General features: G+C 44.0%; 16 protein-coding genes. All 16 read right to left on the bottom strand.

The window, feature by feature from the left end; translation table 11 throughout:
• Nucleotides 1-67 precede the first annotated feature (67 nt).
• The 16 genes from ACK8P5_RS10285 to dapB all read right to left on the bottom strand — a co-directional run bounded on the left by ACK8P5_RS10285 (nt 68) and on the right by dapB (nt 16,496).
• Complete coding sequence (locus ACK8P5_RS10285; protein WP_422660840.1) at nt 68-1,570, bottom strand: AAA family ATPase; 1,503 nt, start codon at nt 1,568-1,570, stop codon at nt 68-70.
• On the bottom strand, nt 1,563-2,096 hold the full coding sequence (locus ACK8P5_RS10280; RefSeq protein ID WP_422660839.1) for a hypothetical protein: 534 nt from the start codon (nt 2,094-2,096) through the stop codon (nt 1,563-1,565). Before ACK8P5_RS10280 ends, ACK8P5_RS10285 begins: the two co-directional genes overlap by 8 nt.
• Nucleotides 2,097-2,340: 244 nt before the next feature.
• Nucleotides 2,341-2,772, bottom strand: a complete 432-nt coding sequence (locus ACK8P5_RS10275; protein ID WP_422660838.1) for a DUF5590 domain-containing protein — start codon at nt 2,770-2,772, stop codon at nt 2,341-2,343.
• A gap of 115 nt (nt 2,773-2,887) precedes the next feature.
• Nucleotides 2,888-4,189, bottom strand: a complete 1,302-nt coding sequence (locus ACK8P5_RS10270) for an amidohydrolase (protein WP_422660837.1) — start codon at nt 4,187-4,189, stop codon at nt 2,888-2,890.
• Nucleotides 4,176-4,829, bottom strand: a complete 654-nt coding sequence (locus tag ACK8P5_RS10265; RefSeq protein WP_422660836.1) for a redox-sensing transcriptional repressor Rex — start codon at nt 4,827-4,829, stop codon at nt 4,176-4,178. The genes ACK8P5_RS10270 and ACK8P5_RS10265 overlap by 14 nt, the downstream gene beginning before the upstream one ends.
• 36 nt (nt 4,830-4,865) lie before the next feature.
• Nucleotides 4,866-7,724: an ATP-dependent DNA helicase DinG gene (dinG, locus tag ACK8P5_RS10260; RefSeq protein WP_422660835.1), complete on the bottom strand. Its 2,859-nt coding sequence runs from the start codon at nt 7,722-7,724 to the stop codon at nt 4,866-4,868.
• 143 nt (nt 7,725-7,867) lie between these two features.
• Complete coding sequence (locus ACK8P5_RS10255; RefSeq protein WP_422660834.1) at nt 7,868-8,500, bottom strand: tetratricopeptide repeat protein; 633 nt, start codon at nt 8,498-8,500, stop codon at nt 7,868-7,870.
• A gap of 118 nt (nt 8,501-8,618) precedes the next feature.
• The gene (gene panD / locus ACK8P5_RS10250; RefSeq protein ID WP_422660833.1) at nt 8,619-9,002 is read right to left on the bottom strand and encodes an aspartate 1-decarboxylase; all 384 of its coding nucleotides are present in this window, start codon (nt 9,000-9,002) and stop codon (nt 8,619-8,621) included.
• A complete protein-coding gene (panC, locus tag ACK8P5_RS10245) occupies nt 8,995-9,885 on the bottom strand; it encodes a pantoate--beta-alanine ligase (protein WP_422660832.1) in 891 nt (296 codons plus the stop codon). The genes panD and panC overlap by 8 nt, the downstream gene beginning before the upstream one ends.
• On the bottom strand, nt 9,882-10,760 hold the full coding sequence (gene panB / locus ACK8P5_RS10240; protein ID WP_422660831.1) for a 3-methyl-2-oxobutanoate hydroxymethyltransferase: 879 nt from the start codon (nt 10,758-10,760) through the stop codon (nt 9,882-9,884). Before panB ends, panC begins: the two co-directional genes overlap by 4 nt.
• Nucleotides 10,761-11,021: 261 nt before the next feature.
• Nucleotides 11,022-12,020 (bottom strand): biotin--[acetyl-CoA-carboxylase] ligase, encoded by a 999-nt coding sequence (locus ACK8P5_RS10235; RefSeq protein WP_422660830.1) that lies wholly within the window; start codon nt 12,018-12,020, stop codon nt 11,022-11,024.
• Complete coding sequence (locus ACK8P5_RS10230) at nt 12,007-13,302, bottom strand: CCA tRNA nucleotidyltransferase (protein WP_422660829.1); 1,296 nt, start codon at nt 13,300-13,302, stop codon at nt 12,007-12,009. Before ACK8P5_RS10230 ends, ACK8P5_RS10235 begins: the two co-directional genes overlap by 14 nt.
• Before the next feature lie 45 nt (nt 13,303-13,347).
• Nucleotides 13,348-14,514 carry an N-acetyl-alpha-D-glucosaminyl L-malate synthase BshA gene (gene bshA / locus ACK8P5_RS10225; protein WP_422660828.1) on the bottom strand — a complete coding sequence of 389 codons (1,167 nt, stop codon included), beginning with the start codon at nt 14,512-14,514 and terminating at the stop codon, nt 13,348-13,350.
• Nucleotides 14,515-14,547: 33 nt separating this feature from the next.
• Nucleotides 14,548-15,258: a bacillithiol biosynthesis deacetylase BshB1 gene (gene bshB1, locus ACK8P5_RS10220; protein ID WP_422660827.1), complete on the bottom strand. Its 711-nt coding sequence runs from the start codon at nt 15,256-15,258 to the stop codon at nt 14,548-14,550.
• A complete protein-coding gene (gene mgsA, locus ACK8P5_RS10215) occupies nt 15,255-15,674 on the bottom strand; it encodes a methylglyoxal synthase (protein WP_422660826.1) in 420 nt (139 codons plus the stop codon). Before mgsA ends, bshB1 begins: the two co-directional genes overlap by 4 nt.
• Nucleotides 15,675-15,692: 18 nt before the next feature.
• Nucleotides 15,693-16,496, bottom strand: coding sequence for a 4-hydroxy-tetrahydrodipicolinate reductase (dapB, locus tag ACK8P5_RS10210; protein WP_422660825.1), 804 nt, complete (start codon nt 16,494-16,496; stop codon nt 15,693-15,695).
• Nucleotides 16,497-16,515 lie beyond the last annotated feature (19 nt).

The raw sequence follows: 16,515 nt of genomic DNA, 5'->3' as shown, positions 1-16,515 counted from the left end.
TAAGGCACAAGATATAATCATATCTTAGCATGACAAAAAAGTAAAAAAAAATAACCAGCATAACAATTTATGCTGGTAAAAGGGCATTTTCACGAAATTGACATCTGAATTGATCTCCGGACAATATTTCCTCTCTCAAGAGTATGTCGAGAGAATTGTCGAAAACTGCTCGATTTTGTTCTAGCAAGTGTTTCGTTCTATTCATTAATTGTTCCAGAATCATATTATTCTCTTTCATCAGCTCTTCGGTTGTAACCATATTCATGTTGATAATACCCAGTGATGTTAGCCCTGATTTCATCATCGTCTCCACGATGTTCAGTGATTGTTCAAAGTCATTACTTGATCCCGTACTACGTCCGCCATAATACATCTCTTCTGCTGCTGCTCCTCCAAGTGCAATCATAATCTGCTCTTCTAGAAAGGACTTCGTATAGAGATATTGCTCCTGCTGCGGATTGTGACGTACATAGCCTAATGCTTTTCCTCGTGGACTTAGAGCTACCTGTTTCACACTCCCTGGTCTTACGAGTTCTGCCATGATAGCATGTCCCAACTCGTGAATTGCGACCCTCTTCTTCTCTTCAAAGTTAGACTCACGGTCTGAACGTTCTCCCATCATAACTTTATCAATTGCCAATGATAGATGGCGCTGGTGGATGAACTCCTCATTCTCACGCATGGTATAAATTGCAGCTTCATTCATAACACTTTCAAGTTGTGCCCCTGAGAAACCATAAGCTTCTTCCGCAATTTTCTCCAGATCAACATCGCTATGAAGAGGCTTATTTCCAGCGTGTAAATTTAGAATATGCGCACGTCCTTTTTTATCCGGAAGGTCCACCTGTATATGTCGGTCAAAACGTCCTGGACGTAGAAGCGCACTATCCAGCATTTCTTTACGGTTTGTAGCTGCAATGACAAGAATTCGAGGAGCCTCAGAAGTAAAGATACCATCCATTTCAGTTAGCAGTTGGTTTAATGTTTGATCATATTCCCTTTGCTGGCCACCTTCACGTTTACCGCCAATGACATCAATCTCATCAATAAAAATAATGGCACTTTGTTTGTTTTCTTTTGCTGCACGTGTTCTAGCATCTTTAAATAAATCACGAATTCTACCAGCACCTACACCCACGTACATTTCAACAAATTCACTACCGGAAGCGGCAACGAATACCGAGTTCGTGTAGTGAGCTGCTGCTTTTGCCATCAGAGTCTTACCTGTCCCTGGGGGACCTGTAAGAAGAATCCCTTTCAGTGGCCGGATCCCGAACTTCTTAATCTCTTCGTGGCGAATTAGGAAATCAAGCGCTTCTCTTAGCTCCTGCTTGGCATTATCCTGGCCTCCAATTTCTTCAAAGGTCAGCTTCATGGGGGAGCCTTTCTTACGTTTACGATCCCCTCCCGCTCCTACTGCAATTCCCCCTTTCATCTTCGCGATGAAGAGAAGAGTTCCAACAAGCATACCCGCAATCAGAATCGGAACGATGTTCACACCAATAAAGGCCAGAAACACAAACAGGACAGGAATGAATCCGATGAATACTTCTTTGGACCACTTAGGCATGGTTCCACACCTCCACTTTGCCCGGTTGACGAGGCAAAATAATAAACTTACCAGACTTTCCATCAGATAAACTTACATATACGTTCTGATCATCAATCTGCGCAGTTGCTTTTAACTCAGGTGAGCGTTTTGCCAATTCATTCAAAGATGTCTGAATATCCGTGTATTGTTTATTATCCATCGCTTCGGCGACGGATAACATCGCATCATCCCACCACTCATTTAGCTGTTCTGATGAATGATCTTCAACCTCAATTTTTAATGCGCGTTTTCCTACGACCGCCTTACCTTCTTTGTTTATATGTTCAACCAATCCACGTAAATTCGTGTCTGGCTTTAAATCAAGTTTCAAAGTGACGGTATCTTGGTTAATATCAATTTGAGAGTTTTTTACGCCTTCATACTGTGATACCACATTGGCCAACGGATTCTGAAGAGCCATTTGCCGATACAGATACCATCCACCAAAAAGTACCGATGCCGAGATAACGACCGTCAGGACGATAGGAACAATACGTAGTTTCAATGAAGTTCCTCCTTGTTAAATAGATGATATATAGTCGGTCTATCTTATGATGCATATATAACGTATGTCTTCTTCTAACATATACTTGTATACGTTAAATACAAATATGAGTATATCACATCTTATATACTTTTTCATTTTCAAGCTGTGAAAATATTAAAAACTATTTAATTATTTTTTATGCAAACGCTTACATATATAAATCAAACACACCCCATCCTAATGAATGGAGTGTAATTATGCTTTACTGGTTCGGTAATGTAATGTCTTCGCCGATTGGACGACCATCCTGAAAACGGTAGAATCGGTATTTTGTTTCATTATTTAGGTTATACAGCAGCTGCCATACATACTCACCCTCATACATTCCAGGGACGAGCCGTTCGATTACAGCACCAGGCAAATCTGAATTGATCTGAGCTCTTATCTGCGCTTCAGACTTACCATCACTTAATAATTCTGTATGAACCGTGTCGGCTCCTCCGAATGGTTTATGCTCTTCTGTAAACTTAACCCATACAATAATGTCTTTGTTATCAACATTTTGACCTGTAATAACCCAATACAAACTATCCTTGTCCCAGACTGATTTATAAGTTTTATCCCTCTTAATCAGTCCACCATGTTCTTGAGCTGCTATAATAGCCGCATTTTCTTCTTTCCAAACATCAGACATGACATAAGAATAATAAATTTGACAAGCCAATAATATGAGCAGAATTCCAGAAACGCTGGAGAGTATCCACTTTGTTTTTTTCTTCAATCGGCGTTCCTCGCTCCCTTGTTATTCCCTAAAGGGTTAACAGCCGTTCGAACGCACTTTGGGCTTCACGGCGAATCTTCTCTTCATCGAGCGTTAAACAATTACCATTCTTGACGATCTGTTTACCATCGACCCATACATGTTCCACATCCTTCGCACTTGCTGAATAGACGGCATGTGATATGAAATCCGTGTGTGGTAAGAAATGGGCTTGATCCGTATTCAACGCAATAAAATCTGCTTTCATTCCTGGAGCGAGCGTACCAATTTCATCTAAGAATAGAGATTTAGCTCCATAGATGGTACCCATACGAAGTGCTTCCGATGCAGGCACTGCTGTCGGATCACCCGTAACACCTTTATGGATGAGAGCTGCTAAGCGCATTTCCTCGAACATATCCAGGTTGTTATTGCTAGCGGGACCATCTGTTCCTAAAGATACCGTAACGCCTGCTTTAAGAAGCTCTGGCACCCTCGCTACACCGCTCGCCAGTTTAAGATTACTCCCTGGGTTATGAGATACAGCAACCTTATGAGTTGCCAAAATTTCGATCTCTTCATCCGTTAAATGAACTCCATGAGCTACTAAAGTCGGTCTGGAGAATACACCTAGCTTTTGTAAATGAGCTACGGGTCTCAGACCATAATCCTGAACATTCTGCTGTACTTCTGCAGCGGTTTCGGACATATGTGTATGCAGTGGCAGATCCAGATCGTGTGCAACCTGAACAAACTTCTCAATGTAATCTGGAGGGCAAGTATATGGAGCATGTGGTGATATCATCGTTGTTATACGGCCGTCTGCTTTTCCATGCCAATCCTTGGCGAAAGCTGTAGCCTCATCCAATTTATGCTTCTGAACCTCTGGCGAACATAGTCCAATGACACCACGGGTTAACACACCACGCATGCCTGATTGTTCTGTTACTGCAGCGACCTGATCCATATGGTCGTACATATCCAGGAACGTTGTTGTGCCACCTTTTAGCATTTCAACTAGCGAAAGGGAAGAACCCCAATATACATCATTCGCTGTGAATTTAGCTTCCATTGGCCACATTTTCTCCTGCAGCCATACCTGAAGTGCGAGGTCATCTCCATATCCACGGAGAAGTGACATCGCTGTATGTCCATGTGTATTGATTAAACCGGGCATAAAGAAAAGATGCGTACCATCAATGATTTCAATATCGGCCTCGACCTGCGGTTCTTCTTCGCCAAGGTAAGTTATACGATCATTCTCGACGACCATATATCCACGCAGAATAGATTTCTCTTCCTGGAGGACAGCAAAGGTACCATTTTTGATCATCCACTTATGATTCGTCATGTTCGGCATCTTCCTTTCCATTAACTAAGTAATAGGCCAAACTTTGAAGGTCTGTCGTGAAATCCGCCGTATGGATGCGAATTTGTGGTGGAGCTTTCAGAATCGTTGGAGCAAAATTGAGAATCGCTTCAATCCCCGCTGATATCAAACTATCTGCTACAGCTTGCGCCTCGACATCGGGCACTGTAATAATACCGATCCGAATTCCCTTCTCCTTAATCGTTGAAGTCAATTCTTCCATAGGCTGAACCACAATATTGTTAATGGATGTACCCACTTTCGGAGTATATGCATCGAATATAGCAACAATCTTCATGTTATCTTTCAAGAACGCGTTGTAGTTAGACAAGGCATGACCAAGATTACCTGCACCAACAAGCACTACATTAATCTGCTGATCAAGCTTCAATATATGGCGGATTTTTTCAATCAGGTATGTGACATCATAGCCAATTCCCTTTCTACCGAAATCTCCAAAATATGCAAGATCCTTGCGAATCTGTGCTGGGTTCAAGTCTAGTTTTTGTCCTAACTCTTGCGAGGACACGGTTGCTACCTCCCGAACATGAAGTTCGTTTAGGTAACGTAAGTAAACGGGCAGTCTGCGTACTACGGCCTCCGAAATTTTTTCCGATTTCATGCATGCTCCCCCTAATAATAAACTCAAAATAATATTCTAATGTTCCTGTTCCTTCCCCATCCACTCCGTGATCCGAGAAACCATTTGCTCTGTTGGCATATGCTCCATCTTCGGTCCAGGTAGTGAATACAAGAAGTGCTTACCATAGTATGATTCAATTACACGGGTATCATATACAATGACGATTCCTTTATCTTGTGCTGTTCTTACAAGGCGTCCGAAGCCTTGTTTAAAGCGAATAACAGCCTGTGGCACAGATAACTTCATGAATGGATTCTTCTTTTGTTGCTGAAGTAATTCACTCTTCGCCTCAACAAGCGGATGATTTGGCGGTTGAAATGGCAAACGGACAATAGCAAGGCACGTTAGAGCCTCCCCTGGAATATCAACACCTTCCCAGAACGAACTAGTTCCCAAAAGAACGGAAGCACTGCTATCCTGAAACCTGCGAATCAGCTTCGTTCGACTCGTTCCATCCATGCCTTGTCCAAGAACAGCGATGTCACTAGATGACAAGGCTTCTTTCAAAGGCTCATATACCTGACGAAGCATACGGTAAGAGGTGAATAGCACTAACATGCGCCCCCGCGTCACCATGGCCGTATCTGACAGAGATTGGACCAAAGTATTTACGAACAAAGGATCTCCGACGGTTCCCTTTACGCTCGGAAAGTCTCTCGGAATTAACAATAATGCCTGCTCCCGGTAATTAAAAGGAGAAGGAAGTTGAACGGTGTTTAATCGTCCCTGTTCCGAAGCTTCTTGAAGTCCCAAGTTATCAATCATATACTGAAACGATTTATCTACAGATAGGGTAGCAGACGTTAGGATCACACTCTGTTTCTTATCAAAAAACAATTCCTTCAGCTGACTACTTACATCAACAGGCACCGCGTACATCTGCAAAGATTTGCTGCGGAAATTCCCATTGGCCTCCATCCAGTAAACAATACCGTCATCATTCAATGTCATAAAAAATTTCAAATTCTCACGATGGGAAGCCAAATCCTTAAAGAGCCCATTAATATCTGTAATCAAACTATCTGCACTATAATCATCCAGTTCTTCTCGAATCTCAGAAGTGAGCCGATCACCCTGACGAACCACTTCACCTAAGGTTACATATATTTGATTCTCAAGTTCTGTTAAGCTAACCCAATCCTTAGGTTTCTTAGAGGGCGATAGACGAAGTGTAAATTGCCCCACCTCACCTGAAGCATCTCCACGCTCAGGTAAAAGACCAAAAAGGAGATCATTTAGGCGATCCCAACTCTCCTTAACCGTTAGAAGATCAGGATAGATCCGATCAATGACTAATGTCCAATCCCCTGCCTTCTCATGTGCTGAGGTTTGAAGCAGTTGACGCAGTGCTGGCAGCTGTCCATTACGGCTATCCTTATATAGGCGAGTCAGCGTATGAACCACAGTGAAATACTTCAAGTTAAGCCCTAGATGCTTACCTGCCACATCCTCTAAATGATGTGCTTCATCGATGACAAGCCGTTCATAGGCTGGCAAGAGCTGATGATTCGCCTTCACATCGGTGAACAATTTCGAATGATTCGTGATGACTACATCTGCAATTCCTGCTTCGTGTTTCGCACGATGGTAGAAGCATTTACGGAACCACGGGCAGGCACGGCCTAAACAAGAGTCCGATTCACTTGCAACCGTCTCCCAGTAATCTCCACCCCGACCTCCAAGGTTAAGCTCTTCATCATCCCCTGTCTCTGTCTGTGCTAACCAGACAATCATCTGAGCAGATGTAATGATATCTTCTTTAGGTGTATTAAAATCTCTTCTGTTTATTTTATGTTCAAATTTTCTCAAACACAAATAATGCTGTCTTCCTTTGAAGACGGCGGCTTTAAACGGAAACGGTATTACCTTTGTCATTAATGGAATATCCCGTTCACGAAGCTGTTCTTGAAGGTTAATGGTATGTGTACTGACCATGACCTTCTGTTCTTGTTTCACACTCTGATATATGGAAGGGAGCAAATATCCTAATGATTTGCCCGTCCCTGTCCCCGCCTCAATCAGAAGATGCTTATCTTCTTCTAAAGCAGTCATGACTTCCTCGAACATAATGTCCTGAGCGTCACGGCTTTCATATTGAGGAAGCGTCTCTCTAAGATTGTCGCGTACTTGAGACATGTATTCATCAAAAGAAACATCTGCAAGCGGATTGTTCTCATTCTCAGCCCGTGGAGGCGCCATCTCCGTCCAATCCTCTATATTCAGAGCAAACTGGCGGAAGTATGTGAAGTTATCTGGTTCCTGAAGGGCTTGATTCTCTAAATTCACTCGCATTCCGTCAAAGAACCAACCTAGGTCACTGTCTTCATCTGCAAAAAGATCACTAAGTCGTTGAATCGTGATGAGCGGTAACTGATCAAGCTCTTCAAGACACTTCAAGAGCGCATATGCGGTAGCCAGTGCATCACTGTCTGCTTGGTGTGGCCGATCATGCTCAAAGCCAAAGTGGGATGATACCATCCCAAGCTGATACGATGTTAGTGATGGGAAACAAATTTTCAAAAAGTGTATCGTATCAAGAATCCGTCCGCTAAAAGGCAAATAGCCACAGCGGTCGAGTGCATTTTGTAAAAAATTAAAGTCAAAGGCCACATTATGACCCACAAGTACAACATCATCGAGCATTGGTACCAGTTCCATCATCATTTCCTCTAGTGAAGGCGCATCTGCTACATCACTGTCCGAAATACCTGTTAAACCTGTAATAAACGGTGGAATCGGAATCCCGGGATTGACATAAGAGCCGTAAACTCGGGAAATACTGCGATCTTCATCGATGATGGCCAGCCCCACTTGAATGATTTCATCGGCTGACTGGTTGCCCGTGGTTTCAAAATCCAATACGGCAAATTTCATGTTCGTATAAATCCCTTTCCTTCCAGTCTAAATAACAGCATAACAGAAGTCACGCCTTTTGAACATTATAGACATAAAAAAGACGATGCCGCAGACTCGACATAAGAACACCGAGTGGGCATCGTTTTTGCACAGACTCCTATTCATAACAGCGATATCAATTGACTTCCGTATTGCAGCTGACCACGGTTTTTGTGGCAAACTTCCAGGTTATTGAGTGGATCGGGAAGCGTAGGATCACTTTGAATAGCTAGTGTAAAATAATCCCGTGCATTCTCTGTCCTTCCGTTAATAACCTGAATACAACCCAGTGCATTATAGATCATAGCTTGCAGAAACCTTTTATCGTCTGCGAGTGGCAGAATCGACATTAGATAATCTGAAGCTTCTACCGTTTCACCCAAGTGCAGATGAGCCATCGCTTTATATAATCGGATCAGTAAACTCTCGGGGTAAACGGATGCAGCTACAGCAAACTGGGTAATTGCGGGCCTAAACATCAGCAACTTGTAGTAACCTTGACCGCGAATAAAGCTATCGAGCTGCAATTCAGGTGATTCAGTTGGCGGAAAAACCGGAGTTGTAGCTGCACTTTCACGGAATAAAGCCATTTTCTCTTCAAAATGAAGCCATTCGTCAATGATACCTTCGCTCATGCTCTTCAGCAAGTTCCAGTTATGAGCCAGCGCCTGTTTCTTGGGACCGTGTGCGGAAGGGTAATGCTTCACAATTTCATCTAACATGTTGTTCATTTCGTCGAATACATGCTGAAACATGGATTGCATCCCACCCCTAGCAGAAAAATGAGATCAGTGCGTCGTGCATGAGTTCATTTTTTGTTAAAGCGGACTTTTTCATTCTCGAAACAAGCGCTACATTTTGGAGTGCAGTTCTTTATCGAATCGTTGCATGAATCTCACGATGCTCGGTAATAATCGGTTTGTTAGCACCATCTACAATAACTACAGTTGGTTGATGGTTCTCATATTCTTCTTTGGACATCATGGCATAAGAAATAATAATTACATTATCACCTGGCTGAACAAGTCTTGCTGCCGCTCCATTCAGACAGATAACACCACTGCCGCGTTCTCCTGTAATAACATAAGTTTCAAGACGCGCTCCATTGTTATTGTTTACAATCTGAACCTTTTCATTCTCAAGGAGATCTGCTGCATCCATTAGGTCCTCGTCAATCGTAATGCTACCAACATAATTCAAATTAGCTTCCGTAACAGTTGCACGGTGGATCTTGGATTTCATCATTGTTCTAAACATGAGAAATACCCTCTTTCGCTTGGAATAATGCATTATCAATTAGTCTCGTCTTACCAAAACGTACCGCCAGCGCCATTATTGTCGTACTCCCCGAATCCGCAAGCCTTGTCTCATTCTCCACTGGGGTCAATTCTGGAAAAGAAAGGACCTCAGCATAGTCGATTACCGCAATGGACGATTCAGATATGATACGGCTTAGCAACTCACGCACTTCACCTGCTGTTTCAACGGTTCCATTCTCAAGCTGTTCCAAAGCCGTCTTCAAGGACTTCGACAGAACGAGTGCCTGTTCTCTTTCCTCTGGCTTTAGATATACGTTACGTGAACTCAATGCCAGACCGTCTTGTTCCCTTACGATCGGGCAAGGTACAATCTCAATATCCATGTTCAGATCACGAACCATCTGTTCAATCACGGCTACCTGCTGGGCATCCTTCATCCCAAAAAAAGCGAAATCAGGCTTGACAATATTAAAAAGCTTATTCACGACGGTGGTTACCCCATCGAAGTGCCCAGGTCTTGAAGCTCCACATAGAAGAGACGTCAACTCCGATACAGCTACTTTCGTTTTTGTCGGCTGTGGATACATTTCTTGCACATCTGGTATAAAGACGATGTCTACCCCATTAGATTGTGCGACAGCTAGATCACGTTCTTCATCTCGGGGATACGTTTCAAAATCTTCCCCTGGACCAAACTGAATGGGATTCACAAAAATACTGAGTACGACAGTCCCTGCCATCTCTCGTGCACGCTGCATCAAACTCCCATGCCCTTCATGGAGATAACCCATGGTTGGAACGAGTCCAACCGGGCCTGAGATCGAGCTGCGCCGGTGTTTAATTTCTGTTCGCAACTCTTCGATTGTGCGAATCACTTTCATTTTAAACTCACCTTTTCTTTTTCGTTTCCGTAAAGGGAAGTTGAAGGTTTATGCGTACTTTGGGCTTTGAACACATGCTCCTCTGCAGGAAAAGACTTTTCCTTCACTTCTTTTACATATTGTGAAATGCCTTCACGAATAATCGTGCCGACATCAGCGTACGTTTTGACGAATCTTTTGTCTCTATAAGCAGAAGTATATTTAAGAACATCATGATAGACAAGCACTTGCCCATCACAATATCGTCCAGCTCCAATACCAATTGTAGGAATGGACAGTGCCTTACTGATCTCAGCTGCCGTCTCTTCCGTAACTAGCTCAAGCACTACCGCGAAAGCTCCAGCTGCTTCTAGCGCCTTTGCATCGTTCATTAGACGCTCTGCATCAGCTGCGTCCTTCCCTTGAACTCGGTAACCTCCGATTTGGTTAACAGACTGCGGTGTAAGTCCAATATGACCCAGAACAGGGACGCCGGACTGCACAATGCGTTTAACGGTATCTGCGATTTCCGCTCCACCTTCCATTTTAACGGCATGGGCATGGCCTTCCTGCATTAATCGGCGTACATTGCGGAGTGATTCATCCAGACTGCCATGGTACGTCATAAAAGGTAAATCTGCTACGATAAACGTGTGTTCAGCACCCCGGGCAACTGCGCGAGTATGATACACCATGTCATCCATTGTAACGGGGATGGTTGAATTATAACCAAGCACAACATTACCCAAAGAATCACCGACCAAAATCATATCGACTCCTGCTTCTTCAGCAAGTTGGGCAGAAGGATAGTCATACGCAGTCAGCATACTGATGGGTACACCATCACTTTTCATTTTTTTCATTTTTACAATGTTTAGCGGTTGTTTGCTTGCCATGTGACACAAGCCCCTTTCAGTTAATGTTATACAAAACAAAAAAAACCTTTTAGCATTAATTTGCTAAAAAGTCCGAAAGGCAAAAAAGAGTCACTCGCGATCGTCCCTTCTGTCTCGGTCCTTTCGGCTCAGAGCAGAATCCAACGTAACCGGCAAAGCAGTTATGAAGGTGTTCCTAATCATTCGTTCTATCCTCAGAGTGCAGTTCCCAATAAGCAGATACCGCCTCTGATGACAGTATATCAAAAAATCGTTATTTTTTCACCTTGTTTCATTCAGGGGCTGAAGCACAATATCTCCTGAGATGACAGGAACTAACTCTCCATCTTCATTTCTTACAAGTAAGGCTCCCGAAGAATGTAGACCTGCAGCTGTTCCCTTAAGTACACCTCTTGAGGAGTGCACACTGACTTCACGGTTCAATGTTACCGATGCCGCTTCCCATAACGAAGCGATAGGCTCAAAACCTTGTTCATTATAGAGTTCGTAGAGAGACTCCATTTCATTCAGTATTGAACCAATTAACTCATTCCTATCGGCGTTGTGACCGCTTGTGATTCGGAGTGAAGTAGCTATCGGCTTCAATTCCTCCGGATAATCTTCTTCTCTTAAGTTCGCACTTATGCCAATACCAGCAATGCAGTAACGTACCCTATCATCTTCGGTTGCCGACTCAAGTAGAATGCCGCACACTTTCTTACCCTCGATCAGAAGATCGTTAGGCCACTTGATCCCGGCTTCAACGCCGGTAGTCTTGAGAATGGCTCTACGAACAGCAACCCCCGCCAAGAGAGTCAATTGCTGTGTCAGATGCAGTGGCTGGGTTGGACGCAGTACGATACTCATCCAAATTCCTTTACCATATGGAGAGTAGAACTTCTTCCCCATTCGTCCACGTCCACCCGTCTGTTCCTCAGCGATCACAACTGTACCTTCCGGCGCCCCTGCTTCAGCGAGTCTCCTTGCATCCTCCTGTGTCGATGTTGTGGAATCGAGCAGTTCCATTTGCTGACCAAATGAATGCCCTTCAACACACTTTGCCAGTAAAGCAGGATCAAGAGGTACTGCCTTTTCGGTTAAGCGATAACCAAGACGCGGCAGAGCTTCAAATTCATATCCACTATTTCGGAGTTTATTAATTTGCTTCCATACCGCTGTCCGGCTAATGGATAGACGTCTGCTAATCTCTTCACCTGAAAGAAATTCCCCAGGCTGTTCTAGAAAAATATCTAGAAGAGTTAACGTTTCATTGTTCTTCACGTTCAATCACCTGCTTTGCTTCTTCAATCAATATATCTCTATCATTCGGAAGAAATCCAGCGGCCGATTTCACCAGAAGATGCTGTAACACCTTCCCCATCCAGGGTCCTCCGCGTCGATTTAATGCTTGTAGGAGTTCACTACCAGTCAACTTCAGATCTTTTAGGCTTCTAATATGCATAGCCTCAAGCCACTGTCGTACCTGCTCAAGTGAAACTCCATTGCACAAGCACTTCGAGACCGCCTGTATTCCCTCTTGCATAAGGATCCATGCTTCAGCAGTATCAGTACCGTGTTTCAGCACTAGATTGATCCATAGCAGACGATCTGCAGCAAGATCTATCCCCCGAGCTTGTTCAAACCAAGCTTCTTGAAAAGAAAGCAATCCCATGATTACTTCTCTACGCCGGTTAGAGAATGTCCATTCTCTCAGCAGCTTGTCCGCTTCACTACTAGATATTCCACATCCATGAATGAGCAGCGCCCAGCGAATATCCAGTTGAACAGTGTCCACCACTGGGATAGCGCTAATAATTGTAGGGTTATCCGTTACATATGGAAAAGGTACTTTCATCTTGCTGTACAAACCACTCTTCTTGATCAACTCAAGACCTCTTAGTGGATCAGGTCCAGCAAGCATTTTATCCATTTCGGTACGAATACGCTCCATAGCAATCCACGATAACGTATCTCTAACTTCCAGCATCCCTTTCCACGTATCCTTTGCAATAGCAAAACCGAAGACCGAAGCAAAGCGGATACAACGAACCATCCTCAGCGCATCCTCACGAAATCGAACTCTGGCATCTCCCACACAGCGAATCATTTGAAGATCAACATCACTTCGTCCTCCAAATGGATCCACCCATGCACCGTCGATGCCGAGTGCCATCGCGTTCATGGTGAAGTCCCGCCGCCTTAAATCTTCCTCTACATCTCTTACAAAAGTAACTTGTGTAGGGTGACGATGATCTTCATATCCACTCTCTACTCGATACGTTGTAACCTCAAAGGGTTGTCCATTCTCAATAACTGTAACCGTACCATGTTTAATTCCGGTAGGAATGACCTTCGGAAATATTGTACTTGTTACTTCAGGTAAAGCGGAGGTTGTTATATCCATATCGCTTACCTTGCGGCCCATATACTCATCTCTGACGCAGCCTCCAACCCAATACGCTTCATAACCATGATCAATCAGCGTACGGATCACTTTAGCACTTCCATTTGCCAAATCGGAGTCTGCGTACTGCCACGCTAAACTTTGGTGCTGTTCAGACATCAGTCTCCCGTTCCTTCTATCCGAAAAAACGGACGCGAGACGAGCTTATCCGCACACCGGATTCAGCTCGCTAGCCTCCCGCCCCAATACTCGGTAATAAATTTCTTCATACTTACTACGAATGGCCTCATTGCAAAAGATCGTTTTTGCTCTATGAAGGCAGGCTTCTTTTAGATCAGCAATAAGCTGATCGTCATTAAACACCTTAATCACGTATTCCGCCATTTGATCTGTATCTCCTATTGGAGCTAAGAATCCTGTTTCGCCATGGGTAATGAGCTCTGGAATGCCTCCTGCAAGAGAACCAACGGTTGGTACACCACAAGCCATTGCTTCTAATGCAACAAGCCCAAAGCTTTCCTTCTCTGAAGGAAGCAGCAGGACATCTGCCATCGAGATAACATGCGCAATCTCATCCTGTTTCCCGAGAAAATGCACTCTGTCACTAAGTCCGAGTTCTTGAATACGGCACTGGATCTTAGGCAAGTCTGGACCTTCTCCCACGAGTAAAAGCTTAGAAGGAACCTTCTCATTCACACGAGCGAAGATGTCAACTACATCTGCTACACGTTTCACAGGTCTGAAGTTTGATATATGCATCAAGATCCGCTCGCTCGGATCGGCAAAATCACGTCTAAGCGATGCAGAATCTCTCGGATAATAAACACGGTGATCTACAAAGTTATAGGTGAGATCAATATTCCGATGAATATCGAGCACCTCACGTGTTTCTCGGATCAAATCTTGTGATACGGCTGTCACTGCATCACTTTCATTAATAGCTAGTCGGATCAAATCTTTCAGCGATTCATCTTGCGCAAGTACGGTAATGTCCGTACCGTGCAAGGTTGTTACTACCTTCAGTTGATCGCCTACCATTTGTTTCGCCAAAAATGCGCATACGGCATGAGGCACTGCATAATGGACATGAAGAACATCTAGCTGCTGCATTTTAGCCACTTGGGCCATTTTGGTAGCAAGCGAAAGATCGTAAGGCGGGTACCTGAACACGTAATAATCATTCACTTCAACTTCATGATAATAAATGTTTTTATGAAAACTTCCTAAACGAAATGGGATACTGTGTGCAATAAAATGCACCTGGTGGCCTTGTTCTGCGAGCAACTTTCCGAGTTCCGTAGCTACAACGCCCGAGCCGCCCAATGAGGGATAGCAAGTAATACCTATTTTTAACGGCTGTTGTGTATTCATATCGAGGCCTCCTTTCGTATCGCCTATGTCTTATTAATATGTCTCTTTGGAGTTAAATAGATGAACCTTATAAGGTGACTTTGTCGCAAAACCTTCTGCATAAGGAATAAGTTTGCGCTGTCCAAGAAGTGCATCCCTAGCTCGAACACGTTCAATATATCCTTCTGTAAGTGGAGTAGAGACGGCGTCCTCATGGTTTTTCTCAAATTGCGACCGATAACAAGATAACGCTTCTTCCTTCATCCCATAATGATCCGTGACATCGACGATGAGATCCGTCTTGCCAAGATCATTAATAAAATAAAAGAACAGCTCGTCCACCTTCACAGCAGGCTGATCTGGTAAATATCGACGAAGCTTTGCATTGAACACGGCTTCCTCCACCAACTTACTGCAGGCAATATGGTCGGGATGTCGATCTTCCCAGTATGGAGCGAACACAATCGACGGCGAATACTTTCGAATCTCAGCCGTTACGCACTCAATATTCTCAGGTGATACGAACAATCCCCTATCCGGCAATCCTAAATTACTTCGCATGGTTAACCCCAACACTTGTGCAGCACGGTTCGCTTCTTCCTTCCTTAGCTCAACCGTTCCATTCGATGACATCTCCGCTGCCGTTAAATCACAAATACCAACTGAAAGACCTGCTGTGGTGTGCTTAACAATCGTTCCTGCCATCCCAATCTCCGCATCATCTGCATGTGCTCCAAAGATCAAGATATCCAGTTTCTGACTCATATATCAGTACCCGGTTTATATTTATCAACCAGCTCTCGCCAACCTAAGTCCCCTCGATCAAGTGCTTTTACAAGAACTTCAGCCGTTGCAATGTTCGTTGCAAGTGGAATTCCCTGAACATCACAGAGTCTAAGAAGTGCATTGATGTCTGGTTCATGAGGCTGTGCCATCAATGGATCACGCAGGAAAATAATTAGGTCCATTTCATTTTTTGCAACTAGAGCCCCAATCTGCTGATCTCCGCCTAACGGACCGGACATAAAGCGGTGAATATGTAAATCCGTTTGTTCCATAATCCGGGTTCCGGTTGTCCCTGTTGAGTAAAGGCTATGATCAATAAATACCTTTTCATAAGCGATGACGAAGTTAACCATTTCTTCTTTCTTCCGGTCATGTGCTATAAATGCAATATTCATTATGTCTTCCCTCTTTCTCTAGTCAATAAAGTGATCAAACCCGTATATCATTCCCGTGTATCCCATAACCTTCTCGACAGCCATCTTCACACCTGGCATATAACCAGCCCGTTCATAAGAATCATGCCGTATCTTAAGACTTTGGCCATAGCCTCCAAAAATAACCTCCTGCTGTGCAAAAACACCTGGGAGACGCACACTATGGATACGGAAACCATTATAATATCCGCCTCTCGCTCCTTCAATCATCTCTTCCTCTTTCGGATTCCCTTGACGAAGCTCTTCTCGGTTCGCAGCAATCATTTCTGCTGTCTTAATGGAAGTTCCAGAAGGAGCATCCAATTTCTGGTCACCATGTGTTTCAATAATTTCAACATGCGGTAAATACTTTGCTGCCTGCGCTGCAAATTTCATCATCAGAATAGCACCAATTGAGAAGTTCGGAGCAATTAAACCTCCGATCCCCCGAGCCTTGCACTGCTCGTCCAGTTCTTCGATCTGTTCTGGTGTGAACCCAGTTGTCCCAATAACAGGACGAACACCGTGTTTAACTGCGAGTGCAGTGTTGACATAAGCAAACTGCGGTGTAGTAAAATCAACCATCACATCCGGTTTATGCTCAACGAGAGCCATCTCCAGATCATGAGTCACCATTACTCCACATTCCGGAAGTGCGACCAGTGTTCCCGCATCGGTTCCACGATCGCCCCGTCCGACAGCAGCAACTAGCTCAAGATCTGGGTCCTGCAAAACCAATTTTACAACTTCTTTACCCATGCGGCCGCCAGCTCCAACGACCGCAACTCGGATTACATTTGACATTTCAAACATTCCTCCACTC

It is taken from the genome of Paenibacillus sp. EC2-1 (assembly GCF_049311625.1).
GTDB lineage: Bacteria > Bacillota > Bacilli > Paenibacillales > Paenibacillaceae > Paenibacillus_AQ.
Note: the sequence above shows the minus strand (reverse complement) of the source record. Positions and strands in the feature narration are given on the sequence as shown.